This window comes from Paenibacillus gansuensis, assembly GCF_042684925.1.
Classification (GTDB): Bacteria; Bacillota; Bacilli; order Paenibacillales; family DY6; genus Paenibacillus_N; species Paenibacillus_N gansuensis.
The window spans coordinates 41,771-65,576 of record NZ_JBHUME010000012.1; the positions used below are offsets into that span (position 1 = coordinate 41,771).

Sequence of the window (23,806 nt, forward strand, 5' to 3'; positions counted from 1 at the left end):
CTAATGTCTCTCCCTGAAATTGCACAACTGGAATATGAAGTGCCTGAAACTACGGCCTCAAATACCGTCCATATGATTTACGATTGGGATTTTGAAAAAAATGATTTCAAACTAAAGGACGGGAAACTGGTAGAGCTTACCGGATTAGACTATATAAAAATCTGGATTCAAAAGGCCCTCCGTACCAAAAAAGACGAAGGTATTTATGCTGGTACAGGATACGGAAGTGAGCACCATTCTATGATCGGGCTTAATTTGCATCCGGATCTTTCCCGTTCAGAGTACGAGAGAATGATTCAAGAAGCGCTGTTACAAAACGACGCGATTATTGCCGTTGAAAACTTCACCTTTACCCAAGAAGGATCGCGGATGACGGCAGAGTTTTTCGTGAGCAGCATCTACGGTGAGAGTAAAGAAGAGGTGATGTTCTAGGTGGGAAAAGATGAAATTCTTAAGACCCTATTGGCATCTGTTTCGGATAAGGTAGATAAACGTCCCGGAAGCTTTGCTTACGATACACTTGCTCCTGTTGCCGAACAGGTTGCTGATCTGTTACAAGAAATAGAAACTGCGAAAAAAGAACGTATTATCGACAATTTATCGGGTGATGAGTTGACCGAAAGGGTTAGGGAGCGGACAGGCCTAACAAGAAAGAGTGCTACTTATGCCGTTGGTGTGGTGACACTAACCGGGACTGGGACGATTCATGTTGGAGACCTCTTTGAAACTGAAGGAGAGATCCAATTTGAAGCTACTGAAACGAAAAACATCGTTAATACCGGTGCTGTAAACGTTCGAGCTGTAGAAGCCGGTTCTAAAGGCAACATTCCTGCGGAAACCATTACACTTTTTCCTGTTACGCTTGCAGGATTTACATCCGTATCTAATGCTGCACCAACCCAGGACGGGTTCGATGAAGAAACTGACGAGGACTTAATTGAAAGGTACTATGAACGAATTCGGACCCCGGCCACAAGTGGCAATCGTGCCCATTATTTAAATTGGGCAAAAGAGGTTCCAGGTGTAGGCGGCGCAAGGGTATTCCCTATTTGGAATGGGCCTAATACGGTAAAAGTCATTGTTATTGATAGTGATAAAAAACCAGCGAGTAATGCTATTGTAAATGCCGTCCAGCAATACTTAGATCCCGGTATGACGGGATTAGGTGACGGGCAAGCACCTGCTGGAGCAGTAGTTACCGCAAGCAGTGCTTTGGCCAAGGTCATCAATGTTTCGTTTACCCTATCGCTAACTCCTGGCTATACATTGTCGCAAGCAACGGGTAACATCACGGACAGCCTGACGGACTTTTTAAAGCAAATTGCTTTCACAGAAAACATCGTTAGTTATGCACGTATTGGTCAATCGATCCTTTCTAGTGAAGGTGTCGCTGACTACTCTAATTTGACAATTAACGGTGGGAACGTAAACATTGCCATTAGCAATACAGAGGTTGCGGTACTTGGGACGGTGACAATAAGTGTCTAACAGATCCGAGAAGATGTTAAAGACACTTCCGCCGTTCATTCGGAAGTCCACAGTCATCCAAGAAATATTAAATGCAGAAGCAGTTGAATTTGATGAATGTGCGGATGAGATAGAAGATCTTAAGCTGCAGGATTCAATTGAAACAGCCACTTGGTCACTTCCCATATGGGAAAAAGAATACAATACGACACCCGCAGCTGATCAACCAATCGAACAGCGAAGGGCTATTGTATCCTCAAAAATGCGTGGATATGGCAAATTCTCAGGAAAGCTATTAAAGGACGTTGCTGAAGCATACGTGAACGGACTGGTAGATGTCTCATTTAATGCACCGACCAGCACCTTCACGATACGTTTTATCAGCGCACTTGGGATTCCGCCAAATATTGATGATCTAAAGCGAACTGTAGACGATATTGTGCCTGCACATTTATTAGTTTCTTATAATTACCGGTACCTGATGCTCTCTGAAGTCGAAGCCATGACGCTTCAGCAAATTGAAAATACAACGATTGATAAATTAGCTTGGGGGTGAGTGCTTTGGCTAATCCAAAGACTACAAATTTAGGATTGAATAAAGTGGATCGGTCCAACCCGACCACCACAACTTTTAACACCAAACCGATAATTGACGACAATGCAGATATCCTTGACGCGGCTTTTGGAGCTGCGGGTCATACACATGACGGCACAGCTGGGAACGGACCCAAGATCACTAGCGCCGGTTTGGCAGCAGATGCAGCTACAGATACCATTATTGGTAACCGCACTATTAATGATGCCAATGTACCTGCTGCAGCTTCGGCGAGGATAACATCTCTGTTAGGGCAAATTGGTAACATGATTAAGCAGATCACGGGGAAGGCAAACTGGTACACTTCTCCGCGCACGACACTTGAAAATGCGGTCAAACGCGACGGAGACACGATGACTGGTAATTTCATTGCCCCTAACGTACCAAACAGCACAACTGCTGCTGTCACATATTACGTCCGTACAGACGGCAATGACAGTAATAATGGTCTATCAAATACCGCCGGAGGTGCGTTTCGGACAATCCAAAAAGCGCTCGATTCTCTACCTAAAATCCTCTATCATCCGGTGACAATTAATGTCGCCGCCGGAACATATCCAGAGGATGTCGTCGCTTATGGTTTTGTGTATGGAGGTACAACTGCTGGGGCCGGTGGTATAGTAATCCAATCGGCAAATACAGCCCAAGGAGCAACAAATGTAAACTCTTTTTCCTTCCAACATTCTAAAGGGCGTTTTGAGATAATTGGATTCACTGCAACGACAACAACAAAGAGCGCATTCTTTTCGGTCTATTCCTCTCACGTATTGTTTGATTCGTGCTGGGTATCTGCTGTAGCAAGTGGTCAACATGGGTATGAGTTCACATCATCTCAGGGACGCATAACAGGTGGAGCTGCATCCAACCGGAATAGTGGTATCATGGTTAACTACTATAGTCAGGTATTCATCAACGGAACAGGCGGAACGGGAAATGTTATCGGGGTTAGTTCGATAATCTCGTCGCATGTAGGATTTAATACCACTACTGCCCCAACGGGAGCAGCGGCTCAAGTGGCATCGCAGGGCGGGATTATAGTGAGCGCTGTAGGGACGTTGAATCCTTGGGGTGATAACACAACCTCTTTACGTAGTCATGTTAGGGTTCTTCCTGCAGCAGCTCAACCGGTAAACCCTAACATATACACAAAGTTGCAATTCATTAACGAAGCTGCAGATCATCTTTCAGAGTGGGACACATCCAATAGCAAATTTACCGCAAAATCTGCGGGTGTTTATTTGGTGACTTATTCTGTGACGTTTACTAATACAGAAGCGCAAAAACAGTATTGGTGCTCAATAAATTTAAATGGTCAACAAAACTTATCAGGAACCGCTCATAGTTCCCTCACGGGTGCCGATGTTCAAGTCACTGCCTCAAAATTATTAGCATTGAATGCAGGGGACACGATGGAGTTTTACTGCCAGCATAATAACTCTGTTGCTAGGAACGTCAGTGGCGACGGTTTATATACACATTTACAGATATTGAAAGTAGGATAGGGGACGATCTCAATGAATATAGCAAAAGCTATTATGACTATTTACCCGGATGCTGACCCCTTCGTTGATTTTCGTGTGCAGGATGATGGAGACGAAAAAGGTCCTTATATTGCTGCATGGAATCTATCAGTACCGCAACCTAATAAATCAGAATTAAACAAAGCATGGGAGGCATACCTGACCGCAGAATCTGCCAAACCGCCGATGCCTCCACCTGTCACCGAACAAGTCCGTATTATCGATGAACGCACAACAGGCATGCAGGAAATTGACCAGTTTACGCTAGAGCAGCTTAATTCAAATGAAGAGCGCACTGCGGGCATGCAGGAGATCGATGAATATACACTGGAGCTTGTATTCCAAATGAGAACAGAAATTGATGAGCTCCGCGCAGAGATCGCGGCATTAAAAGGAGGCGCATAGTATGTACGAGTACCCATACCCATACAATCAAGTCAACTGGACAGCGAATGATCAGAAATACTGGTTTGCAATGTGCAGGCGTTTCAAGTATCCAGTTTCTAAGGTCCGCGATCCGTACCGTTATCTCATCGAGACGAATAAGGATGCAACGTGGGAAGCCGAGTACCAGCAATACCTAACTGAACAGAACGCGGCTCCGGCCGCAGCAGAAGGCTCCGCTTAGGCGGAGCTATTATTTTTGAGGGGGAGATATATTGAAAACAACAGAACTGTTTAAAATAACTTCAGAATTGACGGGCATTTACGCAGCTGCACAGGCATCATTCGTTGCAGTAACTGGGTTCATTGGCTTGGCGGTTACAACACTTTATGGCGGCTGGTCAGCACCATTTGAGCTGTTGCTATGGCTGATTGGGGTAGACTACGTTAGCGGGATGGTCGCAAGCATCGTAGATAAGACGAAAATTCAATCATCGAGGGGATTCATAGGTCTGTTGCGAAAAGGAACTATCATGCTGATTATTTTGATATGCCATAAAGTCGATGTCGCCCTTGAGACAGACGTAGTGCAAATGGGAGCGATCTATTTTTACATTGTAAATGAGCTGATTTCACTGATTGAAAATGCCGGACGCATGAAACTACCTGTACCAGATCAGTTAGTAAATATCATTAGTGTCCTAAAAGGGAAAGGCGGGCTCACAAAATGAAGATAGCTGTTAATCATATCCCTCTGACAACACCCTTAGGCCGCCGCCAGGGTGTTGTCATCGCCCCAACGACAATAACTATTCACAATACAGGAAATGCCTCCAGCACAGCAAAGAACGAACGCGAATGGCTGACAAACCCGGGCAACAGCAGACAAGCATCATTTCACATAGGTGTTGATGATAACCAGGCGATTGAATGTATCCCCTTAAACGAGAAGGCCCTTCATTCAGGAACAAGGGAAGGAAATTATACTTCAATTTCCGTTGAAATATGCGAGTCAGGAAATTACGAAAAGGCTTTGGATAACGCAGCTGTCGTAGTAGCCGGATTACTTAAAGAGCGCGGATGGGGAATAGACAGGCTACGCCGACATTACGACTGGTCAGGGAAGATTTGCCCGCGTCTAATGTATGACGGCGGCAGTTGGAAAGGTTGGGAAGTTTTTAAGGAACTTGTGAGGACCAAATTAGGAGGTGAGGAAATAGAATATATGCTAAAAAAAGAAGATGCAGAGAAAATAATAAAGAACTTCTTACAACCAGAATTTGCAGATGCTAAACGCAAGGGAGATGAAAGGGGTGCTGCTGAAGCTCATCGCTTAGCAAATGAATTACGTAAGGCAGCTGGCCAAAAATTGATTTAAAAAAATGCCCCTGAGTATTTTGTTTCAGGGGCATTTTTTTTATTGTTTTGGTTTAGTTACAATTTTATCAGTTAGAACTATCTTATTAGCAGGGCGATCTACCCACAAGTACTTTGACCCTAGTTTATCAATGCCTTGTCCAGATCCATAAGTAGGAGGGACAATTCTTTCTATGTATTTTAGCCCTGATTCCGTCAATTTATAATGATCCAGTCCAAATGCATAAGCATTGTCATCGTAGCTATTAGAACCATGAAGATTAAGATATAGATTATCACCTTCCCAAAACGCTCCTTGATACCCTCCTTCTTTTTCGAAATTCGCAGATAGTTGAATTGTATTCTTTATCTTGTAGTTTTTATCCAATATTAAAGCTTCATTTTTGTCATGATAGAACACCCAATAAGAGTCTTTGTGCATAGTAACAACTTCCGCTGAATACCCACCTATAGGAATCTCTTTTTGAATTTCAAGTTCAGGTAACGAGTAAATTACAATGCGTGACTCTCTCTCTTTTTCTGGCGGACCAGAATTGAAGTTGTATACTGTCATGTATAGTTTATGATTTATAACTGTCCCATCACCAAATGACATGAATCGACCATGAGCATCTTTTCCTTGATACGCATCATATATTTTTTTGACATAGTTTCCGTCCTTATTATAGACTGTTATACTGTTTTGTAATTTAAAATCTTCATTTCTATCACTTGTAACGTATATGTTTTTTCCATCAGTAGCCACGCCCTGCCAGGCTCCGAACTTCTCTTTAACTTCAATAAAATCATAATTATTCGCGCTAGATTTTGATGTCATGCACGATGTAAGAGACAAAATTAAAGAAACAGAAACAACAGACAGTTTATAAATTGAAGGTTTCATGCAAAATCACTCCCGCAAAAATAATAAAGGCCCTAGGTGCTTCCTAGGGCAATACCGGTTCTTCCGGATTTTCCCTAATATATCACGCCGTGTATTAATTTGTAAATATTATAATTCACAAGCGTTTGTGAATTTACTATACAGCGACACAGAAAATATCTAAAATAGAACATACGATCTTATAAAGGGTGAATGTAATGCTACCAGACTTCGAACGTAAGCTCCTCAGAATCTTAGTAAACTTTTCTTCAAAAAGAGGACACATGCCAACTATGCCCCTCTTAGAACAAAAGACTGGTAGGGGAAGATCAGGTATTGTTACAGCGTTAAACCGTCTGCAGCTAGAAGGTTTTATTGTTTGGAACGGAATTGACTTAAATAGTATTGGTATAATTAGAGCGTGGGACCATGTAGTTCAAGAGTTTGGAGATGTTATGAAATACAGACCAGATTAAATTTACGTACAAAATGGGTGTCGATCCCCTTCGCCTCCTAATATGTACGTAAAGATTATGGCTTACTGTTGAACTAACGGACAGCATAGTTACAAATAAAGGTGAATCGATATTATTAGAGAATTATTCGTTAGCAAATAAAATTCTAATGAAAGCAGGTCTCCTTTATGCGTGGCGGCGGTATAATAATTGTAATTATTTTAGGTATCGTCTTGGGTTTTCGAGCGTTATATCGACTATATAAAATGAGCAACTATCTCCGGTTCACCTTGTATCTATTATTTTGGTTTGGTTATCCATTTCTCGCTTACAATTTGTATTTATACATCCAACAACAAGAGAATGAGCATATAAGAATGTGGCTATTAATGCCTGTAATGCTCTCGTCTTTGATTTGGTTGTTTTTCGGACTAATGATGAATAAAAAAGTAGAGAATATTCAGAATAACATCAATTATATGGATAAGTTTTCTCGTAGAAGGCGAATTTTAGGACTTATTATATCAACTATTGCCTTGTCCGCTTGGATTGGAGGGTTTAATTCCTACTTTGGAGAATCTGATGGAGTTGATATCCTTGGATCGTTCATACTTTCTTTAGTGTTCTGGATCGGGATCCTATATCTCTCCACTGGAAAACCATTTAGAAAAATTGATAGCTAGACTTTTACAGGTAGGGGCGATCGCCCACCATTGTAAAATTCACCAGTCAGTACCACAGGCTGCGCCCGCGATGACTTCCACCCACCGTTAATACTTCTGCTGCAAAGTGCTTTAAGCTAACGGGCAGGATAGTTCCAATTTATGGTATTGTGTAAATGGTGAGCTTAATTTATTGGGGGGATATTTTGTGTTTAATAAATACAGACTTTTATTAATCTCGATAGCTTTATTAGCCATTTGCGCAGTCAGCTGGTTTTTAGGCAATTATTATTCCGACCCAACTGAGATGGACGAAGGAACTTCTTTTGCAATATGGGGCTGTCTTGGCACAGTTTTCTTTACACTTACAACTTTGATTTTGTCTTTAGTAGCTATAATTAGAGCTATATTTTTTAATCGAAAAAAACAACACTATAAATAACCCAAGAATAAAATGTAGCAAAGTTATATGAATTGTTGAACTAACGGGACACGATAGATTAATAAAGGAAACTAACAAGGTTGCGACGAATGTGTATACAAGTCTTGGCAAGCCGAAAGGCGGGCTAGATTCATAGAACAGCTTACGCGCTAGGAAGTGGTCCCATGGATAATATTGACGAGAACATAGTTAATTTGGTTCAAGTTTTAAATTCCTTTAAGAGCGTTCAAACGATTGGCAGTTGTGGCGGGCACCTTCACCCAAAAGAAGGTCAATGGGAAAAGGGGACGTGGTATTTAAAGTTTGAAATTGACGAAACTCCCGAAGGTTGGCGAACTTTAGAGTTTTTAGCATGGGCGATTAATCAAGAGTATGATGATGATTTAACGGTATTCTTTATACCGAAGGCTAATCCACCTTGGTTAAATAAACCACATAAAACATTATGCTGGGTTATTGAGGGATACAATGGGCAAGATCCAAATGCCCTGGCCGAATTTCTTGCTCTAGCCAAGAGCGATTTCTTTGAAATAGATGCGGAGAATATATAATTAAAGGGAATTAACGAGGCTGCCGCGAATATTACGGCAGCCTTTGTTGAAGTAACGGGCAGGTTACAGCAATAGATAGGAGGGAGTGATAATGTTGATTCCTACTGAATTGGATGGTGCGAAGGTAATTCGACACACATCAAATTCTCTGGAAAACCACTTTGGGGTAGTGGGAATATTGAATGACAATAAAGAACTCTTAGACCAAATTCCAATTACTGCAATGGCAATTTGTCGGTACGAAGGTAGTAAAAAATATTATCTTTTTTCTTGTGATTTGAATTGGGAAGTCATTGGCGATTTTGATTTCGATACGCTAGAAGATGCAGTCGTGAGTGCTAAACTAAGCCATAATGTTAATGAAGACGAATGGATAACTTAATAAGTCATTCAACTAACTGGGAACGATAGCTTAATAAAGGAAACTAACGAAGCTGCCACGTATATGTAGGCGACCTCGTTAGGCTAATGGGCAGTTTTGTTTAATTAATCCTAAACGGGAGGCCATTCGTGTCTCCCGCTCCCATCGAAAGCGAGGAGCAGTATGCAGAAGAAATATTCCGTCGCCATTGTGTTGTATGTGTTGGTTTTAGTCCTCTCCTATCGATCTTGACTGGTGGGAAGAAAAGCGAAGGCTTTATCGATTTCAGTGGGCTCGCTACCGCATTCGGCATCATACTGGCTATAGCAGGTACGCTTTTGTTTGGCTTGTATTATTTACTCGTTTATACGTTCAGCCGGAGTCGTAAAACTTTCCTTATTGCGATAAGCGTCCTAGTAGCACTCTTGCTGACTACCGCGATCATCGGTTTCCTTTAATCTTGTTGTTACAGATTTGTGGGGAAACGGTATCAAATGTATAACGATCAATCCACTAACGAAGAACGAAATAAAGGAAATTAACGAGGCTGCCGTCAGCTGCTCCCTGGTTTCATTGAAGTAACGGGCAGATTAGCGCAACTTTAATAGTTGTGCCTTCGTCTTTAGTTATGAATGAAGTACCACATACAGGGGGCTTATGAAATGAAAATCAATTTAACGCTTTTGGTCATTGTACTGGCATTGCTAACCGCCTGTGCCAAAAACATCGATGGAGAAGATACTGCGATTCGTACGGATAATGAAATCATCACCAATGTGGAAACGGCTGTTGCGTCGGATGATTCTGCATTGGAAACCGACATGGGGGAAATTTATGGACTTGCTTTAGACGCGTTCCTACCGCTTGGGGACGGACTTACAGATAACATGAAATATATCGCCATCGATATGAGTAACTTGAAGGATTTATCGGAAGGAGATAAAGAGCAGGTTTTACGTCATTTCAGCAAATACGATGTGAACGTAATGGATATCACCCTAGAACAATTGGAAAAAGAAGGTCAAGTGAAGGATGCTCGCTCTCTTGAGGGCATCTTGCTCAGAGTGGAGAACTCGGAAATCTTGGGAAATAAAATTATTATTGAAGGTTCCTTATTCAAGTCTGCAAAAGGTGCGATAGGAACATCCGTCACTCTAGAATTCTTAGACGACAAATGGCAAGTTACCAAAGCATCCGATACCTGGATGAGTTGATTTTCGTTAGACATAAAATAACGTTGTTCAACTAACGGGACACTATAGCTTAATAAACCGCGCCTTATGGGGCGGTTATATTTTTGGTTAAAATTAACACTAAAAATTAAACATAGCCATATATTTAAAAAAACAATTTGCTCATTCCCTTGTTGGGGGGTGAGCATTTTTTAGTACGTATAATAATGCATGGGGACGAACTGGGGACGAAACTCTTCTGTAGGTTCCCAAAATGTTCGTTTAAAACCCTAATAAAGTAAAAAGAAAACCTTTAAAAATAAAGGTTTTCCAAAACATCCCCGACCGGAATTGAACCGATATCTACCCTTTAGGAGAGGGTTGCTCTATCCGTTTGAGCTACGGAGACATGTTCCCTTAGTATAACATATTATGCGCAAGTTAGAAAACCGTCCCGGTTTACGCCTCGCCCTAGCTCTATAGTCCCTATGAAAAAATCGTTCTGCCGCAACTGTTAAACTTTGGAAGAGTTAGGGTATATATAAAGGATAATGTTTTTAGGGCAGAGGTGTAAAAATATGAAATTAAAAAATAAAGTAGCAATTGTAACCGGAGGCGTCAGCGGTATAGGACTGGCCACAGTCCGACTGTTCTCTGATGAAGGGGCGATAGTGGTGTTAGCGGACTCTTCCGGAGAAGGCTATACCGTGGCCGCTGAGTTAGTCCGGGAAGGCCGGGAAGCGACCTTCGTTCTCACGGATTTGACAAAGGAGAGCGATGTAAGGTATCTGATCGAAGCGGCCGTGGAACGGTACGGCCGCGTAGATGTGCTCTTTGCGAACCCGGGGACGGCTTCTTATCCGGCCAGGCCCGGGGACGCGGAGGAACAGCGGGCGTCGTCCATGGACGCCGGGCTGTCTGCGGTGTTTCTGACGGATAAATACGCCATCCGTCAGATGATGAAACAGGGAGGCGGCGTGATCGTCAACAACGCCGCCTCCCTGACCGCGGCCGGCGGCGCGGGCGGGCCTATGGGCGGGGGTTCACCGTTCGCCGCCAAGGGCGGCGTGGTGAACATGACCCGCTCGCTGGGCGTCACGTACGCCAAGGAGGGCATCCGCATCAATGCGGTATGCCCAGGGTACGTCGAGACGCCCGCACCGGCCCTAGCCGCCGGCAGCGGGGCGGAGCGCCTCCGGATGGAGGAGGCGCTTCCGCTGGGCCGCCTGGGGCGACCGGAGGAGGTCGCCAGGGCGGTGCTGTTTCTCGCGAGCGACGATGCGTCGTTCATCATCGGCGCGAGCGTCCCGGTGGACGGCGGCTATGCCGCGTCGTCGCCCGGGATGGCTGTCACGCCGCCCGCACCTGCTGCGGCGTTTGCGCACGCTGCAACCCCTTACTTCGCTTAAGGGGTTGTTTCACGTTCCGCCCCAAGCGGCGGTTTGCCGCGCAGCCGGCGGAAGAAATCCGTGAGCAGCGACGCGCACTCTTGCTGCAGGACACCGCTGACCACCTCCGCTTCGTGATTGAAGCGGGGTTCCTGCAGCAGATTCATCAGCGTGCCTGCACAGCCGGCTTTTGGGTCAGCTGTGCCGTATACGACCACCGGGAGCCTGGATTGAACTATGGCCCCGGAGCACATCGGGCAGGGCTCCAGGGTGACATACAACGTGCAGTCCAGAAGCCGCCAGGCATCCAATGCTTCCGACGCCTGTTTAATGGCGATCATCTCGGCATGCGCCGTAGGATCAAATGTAGTTTCCCGCAAATTATGCCCGCGACCGATAATGACACCGTCTTTCACGACGACGGCTCCGATCGGAACCTCCCTTAGCGCCTCCGCCTTGCGTGCTTCCGCAAGGGCCTCCCGCATCCATTGCTGATGTTCTTCTATAGAATGCATATCTTTCCTCCGTCCAGCCGCATCGAACATTTATTCTTGTTAACATGTTGTGGATAGACCTGTGGATAAGTGTTGAAAAATCCATGCTCTCCACGCTCATTATTCACAGTAAACAGAACTTTATTAACATGTTATACACACTGTGCACAGTTAGGCCAGGCCTTAGTTTAGGCTATTTTTTTAAGAAAAGCAATAGAGTTATCCACCTATCCCCAACCTCGGAATCAGTTTGTGCTTGGCAGTACCAAAATCGTCCAGTACAATATTAGCAGGAGGGGAAAGCGTGTCTATTAAATCGAAGCTTGCAGTTATCATTGTGCTTATTATTACGGTTATTTTTGCTGTGGTAAACCTGCTGAATTATTTTGTTGCCCGTGATATTTTGCGCAAAGAACTGGAAAACCAAATGCGGTTAACCTCCGGTCAGATCAGTATTGACTTCCAGCATTGGCAAGACAGCAACCAATTTGTAGAAACTGTAATGAATTACAGGCTGAAGATCTCGGCTATTGCTTTAACCCATGTATTAAATCCGAAGCTTGAGGATGTTACCGATGAGGAGCTGCGCCAGGCAGCAAGTCTTCTCGGAATCACCAACATACTTCTTTTCAAAAAGACGGGAGAGCAGCAGTTCCTCTTGAAATCTACCGATTCGGGACTTATGGAAATTGAACCGGATACATTGAACTACTGGTATAAACTTATGTCCGGTATGAGCAGGAGCGGCTTCGATGTACTCTCCAACGGAACAGCTAATCCCTATTGGTCGGGGTCCTTCAACCGTAAGGCCAAGGTGGACGACGGCTATGATAAGTACGGTTATTATTATGACGGAACGACGGACTATGTCATTAACCCGTCCATCGATGTCCAAAGTAATATGCAGGAATATGGCTTTTTTAACAGTCCGAAAGAAATTATCCGTAAATCTCAAATCAACAACCCTTCTCTCTTAGGGTTAACTGTGTTTAACCCGCGGATTTTTCAGGAGAACAATACAGTACCGCCCCAACAGGACTTGCTTCCGCTTCAATATAAGAACAGGCCGATCTATTTCGGAGATTACATATACGCCAATCCGCTTAGAGATGTAAAGGCCGTTAAACAGGCATATGAGACAGGTAAACCTGTAATCTATGATGCCCTGCTGGAAGGCAAGCGGGTCATCAAGAGCTTTTATCCGATTCAAGGCAAAACTCCTAGTGTTGTCGGCCTGGTGATGGACTACAGCCACATCCAGGAGACACTCGACTACACGACCGGGACGTCCATCACCTTCTCGTTTATTCTGCTATTTGTATTGTTCGTCGGCGTTTATTGGATGGCCGGTTGGATAGTAAAGCCGGTGAGAAATATTTTGAACCAGGTGAACCGGGTAGCCGCGGGTAATTTTGATGAGCGTGCGCCGGTTACCCGCCGGGACGAGCTGGGGATACTCGCAGTACGCGTCAATACCATGTCCAAGAGGCTGGGCAGTTATGCCGAAGAGGTAGAGCAGGCGTTGACTGAGCTGAAAGCGACCCAGGAGTACTTGGAATCGTTCATTAACCATACGTCCGATGCCGTGGATGTGACTCAGCTTGACAATAGGGTTCTCCGCATCAATAAGGCTTTTGAAGAACTTTATGGCTACACGGTTGACGAGGCTATAGGGGAGCGGCTTGCGATTATCCCGGAAGAACTGATTCCCGAGTCCGATGAGCTTCATGCAAGAGTGTTGGCGGGAGAACAAGTCAGCGGCTTTGAAACGGTACGGAGACGCAAGGACGGGACCTTGATCCATGTCAGCTTAACAGTATCCCCCATCCGGAACAAAAATGGCGATATCATTGCACTATCCGGCATATCCCGCGATATCACGGAGCACCGGAAGACGGAGGAGCTTCTGCGTCAATCGGACAAGCTGACGGTTGTGGGGCAATTGGCAGCCGGTGTAGCGCACGAAATCCGTAACCCGCTGACCACGCTTCGAGGCTTCGTCCAGCTATTGAGGTATCAATCGGATCATCGGTCGGAGCATGTCGAGCTTATGCTTTCGGAGCTTGACCGCATTAACTTTATCGTAAGTGAATTTTTGGTGCTGGCTAAGCCCCAGGCTGTCAATTATCAAGTGAGATCCGTGCGGGACATTGTGCGAAGTGTCGTTTCCCTATTGGCCCCGCAGGCGATTTTAGACAATATTGTGTTCCGGATCGAAGAGGATGATGATCTCCCGCTCATTAAGTGCGAAGAGAACCAATTGAAGCAGGTATTCATTAACATTCTCAAAAATGCGATTGAAGCGATGCCCCAAGGCGGCGGTATTACGATCATCCTGGGAAAAGACGGGTCAAGCCGCGTCCGTTTGCTGTTCATTGACGAGGGAATCGGAATTCCTGAGGAGCAGCTGGCGAATGTAGGATCACCGTTCTACACGGCAAAAGATAACGGTACCGGTTTGGGCATTATGGTTACACGCAGGCTTATCGAGAATCATCATGGGACTATGGATATCCGCAGCAAAGTAGGCGAGGGCACTACGGTGGAGATCAGGCTTCCGCTCACGTTTTGACGAACAGCGGGGGCGGTACTTGCAGGGCGCCCGGGCATAGAATAAGGCTTTTCTGAATAGGCATAGTGGCATAGGGCACGGGAGGCAGCGGGCATACCCTTTATCTTGCAAAAGAGGAGTGGTTATACGATGAATGAACCTAGAGAGAACCGGAAGATCATCGCCTTTACCGGACCTTACGGTTCCGGACGGAAAACGCTGGCGGATATGGCTGGGAGCACATTAGGCCTGAAAGAAGTTCTTTCGTATACGACACGTCCGGCCCGCCCGGGAGAGAACGACGGGGAAGATTATTATTTTATCAGCAAAGAAGAGTTCGCCCAGGCCGAGGGCCGGGGTGAGTTTTTAGAGGCAGCGGAAATTTTCGGACATAGATATGGCATTAAGGGAGAGGATCTTGAGCGCCTTCTTGAGCAAAATGTCGCGGTCTACGTCGTAGTAAACTCTATGGGGGCCGCCCTTCTGAAGAGGCTGTATCCGGACCGGGTCATCCGGCTGTTCATCTATGCGGACCGGGAGCGGGTCCGTACCCGCCTGATCGGACGGGGAGATCCGGAAGAAGCCGTAAACAGCCATATGGCTTATTATGATGAAGAGATGGAGTACCAGGGCGAATGCGAGCATGCATTTGAAAATTTTGAATCCGCCCATACGATGTTTGCCTTGACGAATGTACTGGAGTCTTACCTTGCCCGTAATTTAATAGATAAAGATTAACGCGAAAGGGACTTTCCGGGAGGGGCGGAGAGTCCCGTTTCTCATTGGAAATGGCTGCACGGGTATGCTAAGGTAATAAGTAAAAGAAGCACCGGATGGAGGAACGCACGTTGCGTATAAATAAATTTATCAGTGAAACCGGATACTGTTCCAGACGAGAAGCGGACAAGCTGGTGGCCGAGGGCAAGGTTACGATCAACGGCAAGAAGGCCGAGCTCGGCAGTCAGGCCGAAGAGGGCGACGACGTCCGCGTGAACGGGAAACCGATCAGTGAAAAGAGCAAGCATGTTTATATTGCTCTGAATAAACCCGTGGGGATTACCAGCACGACAGAGCGGCATATCAAAGGGAATATCGTGGATTTTGTCGGGCATCGGGAACGGATATTTCCCATCGGGCGCTTAGATAAGGACTCCGATGGCCTGATCCTCCTGACCAACGACGGGGATATCGTGAATTTGATATTAAGAGCCGAAGGAAAACACGAGAAAGAATATATCGTAACTGTGGACAAGCCCATTACAGCTTCGTTTCTGCAGGGCATGTCGCAAGGTGTTAAGGTGCTGGGCAGCCTGACGCTGCCATGCGAAGTGTTCCGGATTACGGACAGGATGTTTAGGATCATTCTGACTGAAGGGCGAAACCGGCAGATCCGGCGGATGTGTGCGGCTTTCGGTTATGAGGTGCGGAAGTTGCAGCGGGTGAGAATTATGAATATTAAGCTGGGCGATATGAAAGTGGGATCATGGCGGGATCTGACAGAGCAGGAAAAGAAGGAACTGTTCCGGGAGATCGGTTATGCGGATCCGAGTCTGAGGTAACAGGGACGGTATCTTCTATTACAGGCGAACAAAAAGGCGTGCAAGTACTCCTGATGGAGCGGCTTGCACGCCTTTTCTCATAGATGCCTAAGCTTCATTACGGGGTTGCCGGGGAAGTAGGAGTCTCCTGTGCGACACCTGCTTCGACAAACTTCCGGATGATGGATACTTCTACACGCCGGTTCTTCGCTTTTCCTAATGTGGTGTCGTTGGAAGTAATCGGCCGGTATTCTCCATACCCGATCGGACTGAATTGCCTTGGATCGAGCTTGGAGTTGTTGAGTAATATTTTCATGAAATTCAATGCCCGCTTATAGCTCAAATCCCAATTCGACTCAAATTCCGCCGTACTGATGGGCTGATTGTCGGTGTGGCCTGATACGATTACTTCATATTGCGGATACTGCCCCAGCATATTCGAGATGGCGGCGGCGAGCTTGCGCGCTTCCGGCTTAACGGTTGCGCTGCCTGACGGATAAAGGGCATTATCGCTGATCCGAATAATCAGTTCGCTGTGATTCAAACTGGTGACGAGCTGCGAAGTGAGGCCGTTCTGTTTAATATACTTATCCAGTTTCTGCTTCAGCTTCTCCAGTTCCTCTGTTTCCTTCTTAAACTTGGCTTGGTCCTCGTTCTTTTTCTTATCGGAGTCGTCGCCTTTCGTGCGGAGCTGGCTTTCTCCATCCCTAATCATCGTAGGGCTGTCCAAGACGCCGTTGCCGGGATTCAACGCGATGCTGAAGGCCCTGCTCATTTCCTCGAATTTGGCGCTGTCCACTTGGCTGGAAGCGAAAAGAACGATGAACAGCGCAAGCAACAGCGTCAGAAGATCCGCATAAGGGATGAGCCAGGACTCGTCAGCGTGTTCTTCGTGTTCCTCTTTCCTATGCTTTCTGCTCACCGGACACTTCCTCCTTCTCAGACATGGCTCTGCGCTCGGCAGCCGACAGGAAGACGGACAGCTTCTGGTTAATCGCTACCGTAGAAACGCCTGATTGAATGGAGAGCAGGCCTTCCACCATCATGATCTTAAGCTCAATTTCTTTCTTCGAGAGGCGCTTTAATTTTGTAGCAAGCGGGTGCCAAATTACATAACCTGTGAAAATACCGAGGAGCGTGGCCATAAAAGCGGCAGCGATCGCGTGGGACAGCTTGTCCATATCGCTCATATCCGCCAAGGCTGCGATCAAACCGATAACCGCACCAAGCACACCTAACGTAGGGGCATACATGCCGGCCTGCGAAAAAATCAGCGCCCCCGCTTTATGGCGCTCCTCGGTTGCGGAGATGTCTTCCATCAGTACGTCCCGCACAAAGTCCTGATCGTTCCCGTCTATAATCATGCGCATCCCGTTGCGGAGAAACGTGTCTTCGATTTCATCCACGTTGCTCTCCAGCGCCAGTAACCCTTCTCTTCTAGTAATGGTCGCCCATTCCATGAACATCCGGATGATATCCTGCTTAGGGAGCAGCTTCTGTCCTTTGAAAGCGAGTCCCAGCAGCTTAGGGAAATTCTTGATTTCCGACATAGGAAAGGCCATGAACAGCGAAGCGAACGTACCTACGATAATGATGACGAAAGCGGCCGGATTGTTAAAGCTGCTGAGAGGCGCATGCTTCAAGAGCATCCCTACCACTACTGCAAAAATACCTAGAAAAATACCTATTAATGTTGACTTCTCCATCGCACACCTCTAAATCTTAGAATAGAATATGTAGTTTAAATCCAATTTATAGAAGTATCGCGACAAGCCTGTTTCTTGCGCAATATGCTATAGATACTATCGAACTTCTATACAGTTTAGTATAGTAAGAGTAAGGATCAATGCATCAATGAAATGAAACTTGAAGGAGCGATTCAATTGGGAGTAAAGCATGCCCGCCCGTACAAAGAGATCATAGACGAATTAATGGACGCTATTAAAGATATCGGCAGGTTTTACGAATTTTTTGAGATGAACTCGGAAGAATGGCAAAATTTAAATGAAGAAGAGCGGGGCGAGGTCCTTGAAGCACTCGCGGACGATGTATTCTACGGCCTTGGAGCAGGACAGCCCATTCCTGTGGGTACAGGGATGATTCTATATGACAAGGATTTTCATCTGATCGAGATCCAAGTGGACGATCGTGTCGTCCGGACGGTGAAGCTGGTTTGACACAAGTTACAGCCTTTCCGCCGGTATGGGATTCCCGCAGCAAAGTGCTGATACTGGGAACGATGCCTGGCGTCCAGTCTTTGGAAAATCAGCAATACTACGCTAACCCCCGTAATCAGTTTTGGCAGATCCTCTATGCGCTGTTCGGCCGCACGCCGGATGCCGGGTATGAGGAACGTTTGCGGTTTGCGCTCGACCATGGCATCGCACTGTGGGACGTACTGCATGGATGCGAGCGGGAAGGCAGCCTGGATGCGGACATCCGCGAACCGGAAGCGAACGATTTACCCGCATTTCTACAACAGCCGGACCATGGTATCAGGCACGTCTTCTTTAACGGAAGCAAGGCGGACCAGCTGTTCCGCAAACTGGTGTTCCTGCCGGCCCGGCCTGTGAGCGAGGAGCCTTACCGGATGTATTGTCTTCCGTCTACCAGCCCCGCCCATACGGTTCCTTTTGACGCCAAAATGGAGAAATGGCAGTTGATTAAAGAGGTTCTCGACAATTCTCGATAATCCTCTGCGTCTTTGGTCACAAAAATGATCGATTTCTCTTTAAGGTTTTGGTAAGATGTAGCTAATTAGCAGACTAAGGACGGGGTTTTTGGTGAGAAAAGTCCATATATCTTCTGTGCAGGCAGGAGAGAGGCTGGCAAAACCGATCTTTATGGAGAACGGCAATGTACTGTTGGGAACCGGCGTGGAGTTAAACGACCGGTTTATCCAGCGCCTGGGGAACCTTGGCATCGACATGATCTACATTGAAGATAAGCATACCATGGACTTGATCCCGGACGAGGTTGTCCGGGACGAGACCCGAAAGAAAGCCGTGGAAGCGGTTCACAAAACCATGACCGGCCTGATGGATATGAAGAACGTAAAGGGAAGAGCGGCGGTTCCCGAAATCGGAAGCACGTTCCGTACTGTGTTCGGGAGTATCCTTCAGGATTTGGCGACCCGCAAGGATGTGCTGGTGAACTTGTCCAGTCTGCATACGATGGAGGGGTATCTGTTTCACCATTCCGTCAATGTAGCCGTGCTGGCGGGGATTATCGGCATTGCCAAAGGCTATAATCAGAGCCAGTTGTCCGATCTCGGGGTGGGCGCCTTGTTGTTCGATATCGGGATGACCAGCGTTCCGAAGGAGATTTGGAACAAGAACGGGCCGCTGACGGAAGCGGAGCGCAAGAGAGTCCAGCTTCATACGGAGGACGGCTTTAACCTGCTGAGGAGCCAATTTGACGTATCTTTGCTGTCGGCCCATTGCGCTTTGCAGCACCATGAGCGGTTTGACGGACATGGATATCCTAGAGGGCTGCAGCAGAAAGAGATACACGAATATGCCCAAATCGTTGCCATTGCGGACGTATATGACGCATTGACTTCGCCGAGGACGCATCGGGTACGGTATACCCCGAGTGAAGCGATCGAGTTTCTGTTTGCTTCAGGGAACCAGTATTTCGATGTGGACCTGGTGAGGTTATTCTGCCGTCATATTTCCATTTATCCAGTTGCTTCTACCGTATTGTTGAACACTGGCCAAACGGCGGTGGTCTCATCGGTTAATCCGAATTCGGTGCAGCGTCCGACGGTGAGAGTGATCAAGGAAGCTGACGGTTCGGAGCCGGCGGAGCCTTATGAGATTGATTTGCATGAGGAGTACAGTTATACGATATCGAAGACCCTATAAAGTTGATAAAAGGCTGGCGCCTTGGCGCCAGCCCTTCGTTTTATATGTGTTTCATTCCTTCAGGTATATACCATGCAGTGAAACAGTCCGGGGCCCGACGGCGTATTGCGTTCATACGTATCGGTAATTTCAAAGCCTGTCTTGCGATAGGTATTGATCGCCCGTTCATTCCAGGCAAGTACCTCCAGATCAATCTCATGGTCAGGATTCCGGAGGAGCGCCTCATGGACAATCGCTCTGGTGAAGATGCTGCCCCAGCCTTTGCCCCGAAGATCGGGGCGGAGTCCCAGGCCGAGCCTAGTAAGGCCATTCATGGGGAAGAGCTGGCAGAAGCCGATGAGCTCTCCCTGGCTGTCCGTAACGGATAGATATTGGGCGGCGCGGATGTCCGGGTCCGCGAATTCATACTGGCGCTCTTTCATTTCGTCCCACGCCATAGTGTTGTAAATATCGTAAGGCGGTTCATAGCGCCAAGCGGAAATGTCCTTTCCGTCAACCTCTGTCATAGGCCGGAACAGAAAAGCAGGCGCATCAAAAGGCGGGTCTATCGATGTCACAAAGAAACATCCTTTCGTTGTTGTAAGTCGAAGCGGGAGCGCATCAGACCACAAAGCGGCTGACACTTACGTTGAATTCACCGGCAAGCGTTCTTAGCTGGACTACGGCGCTGGCCACTTCTTCAACGGAAGCCAGCTGCACCTCAGAAGCGGCGGCAACTTGCTGGGAGCGTTTGAACCATTTTACCATGAATAACACCTCGTCTAATTTTTTCATAGGATCATCGTACAGGATAATTGTTAGTAAAATGCGGTGGGAAATGATTGGATTCTATTGGAATTGAGCGTTTGGGAGGCGGAGTGAGGCGTGGTATAATAGGTGCAAATATACGGATACCGACAGCGGGCCCTGTGGTGTGGCGGGTTTGTCGGACGAAAGGATACGTGAATAGAATGAACGCAATTATACCGCAGGCCTGGCTGCAGGAAAGACTGCAGCAACCCGGAATCGTGATCGTCGACTGCCGCTTTCAATTGGGGAAACCGGAATCGGGACACACTGAATATCAGGAATCTCATATACCGGGTGCCGTTTATCTGGATTTGGAGAAGGATTTGTCCGCCCCTGTAGGAGAGCATGGAGGGCGCCATCCGCTGCCGGACATTGTGGACCTTTCGGTGACGTTCAGCCGGGCGGGGATTGGCAACGAGTCTATCGTTGTAGCTTATGACGATCAGGGCGGGGCTATGGCCTCCCGGTTGTGGTGGCTGCTGACCTATTTAGGGCATGAGAAAGTGTATGTGCTGGATGAAGGTTTTACGGCTTGGAAACAAGCGGGGCTGCCTGTAACTGAAGAGCAGACGGAAGTCGTGCCTGCGAGGTTTATCGCGACGGTTCAGCATAGCATGCTGGCTGAAGTTTATGATGTCCGCGATACGCTGGGCACGGATCGGGCGGTGCTGATCGATTCGCGGGAGGCTGCGCGGTATCGCGGCGAGGTGGAGCCGATCGACCGCGTGGCGGGGCATATCCCGGGGGCGGTGAACCGGTTTTGGAAGGATGCGCTGGACGCGCGCGGCGCATGGAAGCCGGCGGTTGAGCAGGCCGCACGCTTTGACGGGATCCCGCAGGATGCGGAGATCATCGTGTACTGCGGCTCCGGCGTCACGGCCACGCCGAACGTCCTCGCACTGCGGGAAGCGGGCTTCACGAGTGTGAAGTTGTACGCGGGGAGCTGGAGCGATTGGATTTCCTATGAGGGGAATCCGGTGGCGGTGGGTGAAGAAGAGGAACGAAAAGGTTAATAGCAATTTGCGAAAGATATTCTCAGAGCACGGTGAGATTACCACCGCCGCTCTGTTTTTTTTTATTAAAGTCAACACGAAATCAACAAGGGTGGAAGAGACATGAAGTTTGGATATAAGTTTCACGGTCGCTGGACTGTTGATTTTTGTATTGAAATTAACTCCCAAAGACTATCTTCTAATGTTACTTATGTAACGGACTCATTACGTGATTTGCTTACAGCGCTCTTACGCATTAACCCAAATTGCGTCCCAACAGAGGAAGTCTTAAGTTCAGACGGATGTCAGTGGTGCACGGAACCGTTCATGATAACTTGGAGTATCACTAAACGATCAAATGGAATGGTACATGTCGTAGTCAAATATGAGGACTTGGATGATGAAGATTTCATCGATACTGAGTGCCCTTATGATTCTTTATTGGAAGCCATCATCATGGAAGTGGATACTTTAATCAAAGAAAATGGAATCGTGGGATACAAAGAAAATTGGGACTATGAGTTCCCGTTGACTACATTCCTGAAATTAAAAAACTATTTGTTAAATAAGAACACTTACCCGTTAAAAGAAGATGAATATAGTGGGATAAAAGTAAGTGATTTGAATATGGAAATGGAATTATTATCGAAATATTCAAAATAAAATATGTCAGCTGGAGCAATTGGATTTCTTAGCATCAAGACACCCGCCTTTTCTGCGCTTCAGATGACTGCTTATCCATAGATCGTGTTCCAACTGAAACCCCATAGCCGCTGCTATCACCTCTACCTATTTAGTTAAAAACAACAAAAGCCCCGTTTCCTCTCCGTTGGAAAGGAAGCGGGGCAAGCTTTACCACTCACTTTTGTGCTGTATCCTGATTATGCCGCAAAATGGCGCGGGAATGCAAGAGAGGAGTTGGGTGCTCCGCTCATTTTACAAGTGACTGAACCCGCACCACTCCCGAAGCTGTCAGCACCCCGAAAATAACCAAAACCGCTCCCGTGATTTGATACCCTGACACAGGCACACCCGACAAAGCGGAGATCGCCATCGTTACCACCGGCACGAGATTAAAGAACAGCGAAGTTCGGCCGGCGCCGATTTCGCGAATCCCTTTGTTCCACCAAAGGTAGCCCAATACGCTTGTGAACAAGGCCATAAAGGCAATCGCACCCCAAGCGCTTAGAGGGATGTCAGGCAAAGGGACCGGGTTTGTGGTGAACAAGGAGGCGGCCAGCAAGCAAAGAGCTCCCACAATCATCGTGTAGGCGGTGGTGGACAAAGGAGAACCGGTACGAATGTAACGGCGCCCGCCAACGCCATAAACCGTCCAGCACACATTGCCGCACAGAATCAGCACATCTCCCCTGGAGAAAGTCAACGAGTCTAACACCTGCAAGGAACCCTGCGAAATCACAAGGGTCACGCCGAGGAACGCCAAAACCACACCGGCAGTCCGGGATGCTGTAATGCGCTCCTTAAGAAGGACCCTGGCTAAGAGCATTGTAAGTATAGGGTTCAGCCCCATAATCAATGCTCCATTTACCGAGGAAGTGTATTGCAGCCCCACAAAAAAGAAGGCACTAAACCCGAAAATGCCCACAACTCCAAGCACAAGATACCACACGGCATTTCTTTTGATTTCGGAGAAGTCCATTCTCTTGGTGATCACCAAAATGAGCAACAAAACCCCAGCAGCCAGCCCAAAACGACAAGCCGCCGCGGTAAAAGGGGAAAAGCAGCTTACCGTATATTTGGCAAGGTTAAAAGAGGCCCCCGTAAAAACGGAGAACCCCAACAGCATCAAGTGAATTTTGATCCGGTTCATATTGACGGCGCACAGCTGCACTCCTGCAGTTCCATCATACCGCTCAAGGCCTCTGTGTAAAAATAAGAAAAGTAACGCCGAACCGATCCGTTACGATACCGTAGGCTGGGCTGAAGTGAACTTTTTGGAGAGGGAACACCACCCGGCCTCCTTGCTGTAAAGCCTCATAATATTGCCGGGATGCAGCAATGTCCGGCGTTGTCATGCAAATTTGAACGCGGTCAGCACCCTCGTTGCCGGTCGGGGCAAGTGAATCTGCTACAAACAGGTCGGCCCCGCCGACTTTTAAGACGGAATGAGCCAGCCGGTCTTTCGTATCGGAGGGAAGGGCATGCTCTTCCCTGTCCGGGGCCTCCCCATAAGTCTGAGTGAACAGAACCTGGGCTCCAAGCGCTTTTTCATAAAACGCAATCGCCTCCTTTGCTTTTCCATCCAAAAGAATAAACGGGGTAAGTTGAATTGCCATAAAGTAACAGCTCCTTATTCATAGTAGGTTCCAACCGGTTGGG

General features: G+C 47.1%; 30 protein-coding genes and 1 tRNA gene. 22 read left to right on the forward strand and 9 right to left on the reverse strand.

Annotated elements, in window-relative coordinates:
• The first annotated feature begins 3 nt into the window (after nt 1-3).
• From ACFSUF_RS18980 to ACFSUF_RS19015, 8 genes are read left to right on the forward strand one after another with little or no spacing between them, the layout of a single operon-like run.
• Nucleotides 4-432 carry a DUF2634 domain-containing protein gene (locus tag ACFSUF_RS18980; protein WP_377605431.1) on the forward strand — a complete coding sequence of 143 codons (429 nt, stop codon included), beginning with the start codon at nt 4-6 and terminating at the stop codon, nt 430-432.
• A complete protein-coding gene (locus ACFSUF_RS18985) occupies nt 433-1,488 on the forward strand; it encodes a baseplate J/gp47 family protein (protein ID WP_377605433.1) in 1,056 nt (351 codons plus the stop codon).
• A complete protein-coding gene (locus tag ACFSUF_RS18990; protein WP_377605435.1) occupies nt 1,481-2,023 on the forward strand; it encodes a putative phage tail protein in 543 nt (180 codons plus the stop codon). The genes ACFSUF_RS18985 and ACFSUF_RS18990 overlap by 8 nt, the downstream gene beginning before the upstream one ends.
• Before the next feature lie 5 nt (nt 2,024-2,028).
• A complete protein-coding gene (locus ACFSUF_RS18995) occupies nt 2,029-3,564 on the forward strand; it encodes a C1q-like domain-containing protein (protein WP_377605437.1) in 1,536 nt (511 codons plus the stop codon).
• A 12-nt stretch (nt 3,565-3,576) separates the two neighbouring features.
• Complete coding sequence (locus ACFSUF_RS19000) at nt 3,577-3,987, forward strand: XkdW family protein (protein WP_377605440.1); 411 nt, start codon at nt 3,577-3,579, stop codon at nt 3,985-3,987.
• 1 nt (nt 3,988) lies between these two features.
• Nucleotides 3,989-4,210, forward strand: coding sequence for a hypothetical protein (locus tag ACFSUF_RS19005; RefSeq protein ID WP_377605442.1), 222 nt, complete (start codon nt 3,989-3,991; stop codon nt 4,208-4,210).
• Between the two features lie 31 nt (nt 4,211-4,241).
• Nucleotides 4,242-4,697, forward strand: coding sequence for a phage holin family protein (locus ACFSUF_RS19010; RefSeq protein WP_377605444.1), 456 nt, complete (start codon nt 4,242-4,244; stop codon nt 4,695-4,697).
• Nucleotides 4,694-5,344 (forward strand): peptidoglycan recognition protein family protein, encoded by a 651-nt coding sequence (locus ACFSUF_RS19015; protein ID WP_377605446.1) that lies wholly within the window; start codon nt 4,694-4,696, stop codon nt 5,342-5,344. Before ACFSUF_RS19010 ends, ACFSUF_RS19015 begins: the two co-directional genes overlap by 4 nt.
• A 39-nt stretch (nt 5,345-5,383) precedes the next feature.
• Here the strand turns inward: ACFSUF_RS19015 and ACFSUF_RS19020 are convergent, their stop codons facing one another.
• The gene (locus tag ACFSUF_RS19020; RefSeq protein ID WP_377605448.1) at nt 5,384-6,226 is read right to left on the reverse strand and encodes a hypothetical protein; all 843 of its coding nucleotides are present in this window, start codon (nt 6,224-6,226) and stop codon (nt 5,384-5,386) included.
• A gap of 622 nt (nt 6,227-6,848) precedes the next feature.
• On the opposite strand from ACFSUF_RS19020, the gene ACFSUF_RS19025 reads away from it, so the two are divergent.
• From ACFSUF_RS19025 to ACFSUF_RS19045, 5 genes are all read left to right on the forward strand, one after another.
• Nucleotides 6,849-7,343: a hypothetical protein gene (locus ACFSUF_RS19025; protein ID WP_377605451.1), complete on the forward strand. Its 495-nt coding sequence runs from the start codon at nt 6,849-6,851 to the stop codon at nt 7,341-7,343.
• A 187-nt stretch (nt 7,344-7,530) separates the two neighbouring features.
• Nucleotides 7,531-7,764: a hypothetical protein gene (locus tag ACFSUF_RS19030; RefSeq protein WP_377605454.1), complete on the forward strand. Its 234-nt coding sequence runs from the start codon at nt 7,531-7,533 to the stop codon at nt 7,762-7,764.
• A gap of 164 nt (nt 7,765-7,928) precedes the next feature.
• Entirely contained in the window at nt 7,929-8,315 is a 387-nt protein-coding gene (locus ACFSUF_RS19035; protein ID WP_377605456.1) for a hypothetical protein, read from the forward strand.
• A gap of 91 nt (nt 8,316-8,406) precedes the next feature.
• On the forward strand, nt 8,407-8,697 hold the full coding sequence (locus tag ACFSUF_RS19040) for a hypothetical protein (RefSeq protein WP_377605458.1): 291 nt from the start codon (nt 8,407-8,409) through the stop codon (nt 8,695-8,697).
• Nucleotides 8,698-9,338: 641 nt separating this feature from the next.
• Entirely contained in the window at nt 9,339-9,890 is a 552-nt protein-coding gene (locus ACFSUF_RS19045; RefSeq protein WP_377605460.1) for a peptide ABC transporter substrate-binding protein, read from the forward strand.
• A 294-nt stretch (nt 9,891-10,184) separates the two neighbouring features.
• Here ACFSUF_RS19045 and ACFSUF_RS19050 read toward each other — a convergent pair.
• A tRNA-Arg gene (locus ACFSUF_RS19050) sits at nt 10,185-10,257 on the reverse strand.
• 169 nt (nt 10,258-10,426) lie between these two features.
• Here ACFSUF_RS19050 and ACFSUF_RS19055 point away from each other — a divergent pair.
• Nucleotides 10,427-11,257, forward strand: a complete 831-nt coding sequence (locus tag ACFSUF_RS19055) for an SDR family NAD(P)-dependent oxidoreductase (protein ID WP_377605462.1) — start codon at nt 10,427-10,429, stop codon at nt 11,255-11,257.
• Here ACFSUF_RS19055 and tadA read toward each other — a convergent pair.
• Nucleotides 11,254-11,751 carry a tRNA adenosine(34) deaminase TadA gene (gene tadA, locus ACFSUF_RS19060; protein WP_377605464.1) on the reverse strand — a complete coding sequence of 166 codons (498 nt, stop codon included), beginning with the start codon at nt 11,749-11,751 and terminating at the stop codon, nt 11,254-11,256. The genes ACFSUF_RS19055 and tadA overlap by 4 nt on opposite strands.
• A 283-nt stretch (nt 11,752-12,034) precedes the next feature.
• Between tadA and ACFSUF_RS19065 the strand changes: the two genes are divergently transcribed.
• The 3 genes from ACFSUF_RS19065 (at nt 12,035) to rluF (ending at nt 15,840) form a co-directional block, all read left to right on the forward strand.
• The gene (locus ACFSUF_RS19065; RefSeq protein ID WP_377605466.1) at nt 12,035-14,302 is read left to right on the forward strand and encodes a PAS domain S-box protein; all 2,268 of its coding nucleotides are present in this window, start codon (nt 12,035-12,037) and stop codon (nt 14,300-14,302) included.
• Between the two features lie 129 nt (nt 14,303-14,431).
• Nucleotides 14,432-15,019, forward strand: coding sequence for a guanylate kinase (locus ACFSUF_RS19070; protein WP_377605468.1), 588 nt, complete (start codon nt 14,432-14,434; stop codon nt 15,017-15,019).
• Between the two features lie 110 nt (nt 15,020-15,129).
• The gene (rluF, locus tag ACFSUF_RS19075; RefSeq protein ID WP_377605470.1) at nt 15,130-15,840 is read left to right on the forward strand and encodes a 23S rRNA pseudouridine(2604) synthase RluF; all 711 of its coding nucleotides are present in this window, start codon (nt 15,130-15,132) and stop codon (nt 15,838-15,840) included.
• A gap of 97 nt (nt 15,841-15,937) precedes the next feature.
• On the opposite strand, the gene motB is transcribed toward rluF, so the two are convergent.
• A complete protein-coding gene (gene motB, locus ACFSUF_RS19080; RefSeq protein ID WP_377605471.1) occupies nt 15,938-16,741 on the reverse strand; it encodes a flagellar motor protein MotB in 804 nt (267 codons plus the stop codon).
• A complete protein-coding gene (gene motA / locus ACFSUF_RS19085) occupies nt 16,725-17,525 on the reverse strand; it encodes a flagellar motor stator protein MotA (RefSeq protein ID WP_377605473.1) in 801 nt (266 codons plus the stop codon). Before motA ends, motB begins: the two co-directional genes overlap by 17 nt.
• 177 nt (nt 17,526-17,702) lie before the next feature.
• Here motA and ACFSUF_RS19090 point away from each other — a divergent pair, with 177 nt between their 5' ends.
• The 3 genes from ACFSUF_RS19090 to ACFSUF_RS19100 all read left to right on the forward strand — a co-directional run bounded on the left by ACFSUF_RS19090 (nt 17,703) and on the right by ACFSUF_RS19100 (nt 19,685).
• Nucleotides 17,703-17,996, forward strand: a complete 294-nt coding sequence (locus ACFSUF_RS19090; RefSeq protein ID WP_377605475.1) for a hypothetical protein — start codon at nt 17,703-17,705, stop codon at nt 17,994-17,996.
• Nucleotides 17,993-18,511, forward strand: a complete 519-nt coding sequence (locus ACFSUF_RS19095; RefSeq protein ID WP_377605477.1) for a DNA-deoxyinosine glycosylase — start codon at nt 17,993-17,995, stop codon at nt 18,509-18,511. The genes ACFSUF_RS19090 and ACFSUF_RS19095 overlap by 4 nt, the downstream gene beginning before the upstream one ends.
• Nucleotides 18,512-18,602: 91 nt before the next feature.
• Nucleotides 18,603-19,685 carry an HD-GYP domain-containing protein gene (locus ACFSUF_RS19100; protein ID WP_377605479.1) on the forward strand — a complete coding sequence of 361 codons (1,083 nt, stop codon included), beginning with the start codon at nt 18,603-18,605 and terminating at the stop codon, nt 19,683-19,685.
• 59 nt (nt 19,686-19,744) lie between these two features.
• Here ACFSUF_RS19100 and ACFSUF_RS19105 read toward each other — a convergent pair whose 3' ends face one another.
• Nucleotides 19,745-20,242: a GNAT family N-acetyltransferase gene (locus tag ACFSUF_RS19105; RefSeq protein WP_377605481.1), complete on the reverse strand. Its 498-nt coding sequence runs from the start codon at nt 20,240-20,242 to the stop codon at nt 19,745-19,747.
• A gap of 43 nt (nt 20,243-20,285) precedes the next feature.
• On the reverse strand, nt 20,286-20,432 hold the full coding sequence (locus tag ACFSUF_RS19110) for a hypothetical protein (RefSeq protein ID WP_377605483.1): 147 nt from the start codon (nt 20,430-20,432) through the stop codon (nt 20,286-20,288).
• A gap of 203 nt (nt 20,433-20,635) precedes the next feature.
• On the opposite strand from ACFSUF_RS19110, the gene ACFSUF_RS19115 reads away from it, so the two are divergent.
• Together ACFSUF_RS19115 and ACFSUF_RS19120 are read left to right on the forward strand one after the other, a co-directional pair.
• Nucleotides 20,636-21,487 (forward strand): sulfurtransferase, encoded by an 852-nt coding sequence (locus tag ACFSUF_RS19115; protein ID WP_377605485.1) that lies wholly within the window; start codon nt 20,636-20,638, stop codon nt 21,485-21,487.
• A 102-nt stretch (nt 21,488-21,589) separates the two neighbouring features.
• A complete protein-coding gene (locus tag ACFSUF_RS19120) occupies nt 21,590-22,129 on the forward strand; it encodes a hypothetical protein (protein WP_377605487.1) in 540 nt (179 codons plus the stop codon).
• 268 nt (nt 22,130-22,397) lie between these two features.
• Here ACFSUF_RS19120 and ACFSUF_RS19125 read toward each other — a convergent pair whose 3' ends face one another.
• A complete protein-coding gene (locus ACFSUF_RS19125) occupies nt 22,398-23,297 on the reverse strand; it encodes a DMT family transporter (protein ID WP_377605489.1) in 900 nt (299 codons plus the stop codon).
• Nucleotides 23,298-23,340: 43 nt separating this feature from the next.
• The gene (locus tag ACFSUF_RS19130; RefSeq protein WP_377605491.1) at nt 23,341-23,763 is read right to left on the reverse strand and encodes a VOC family protein; all 423 of its coding nucleotides are present in this window, start codon (nt 23,761-23,763) and stop codon (nt 23,341-23,343) included.
• Nucleotides 23,764-23,806 lie beyond the last annotated feature (43 nt).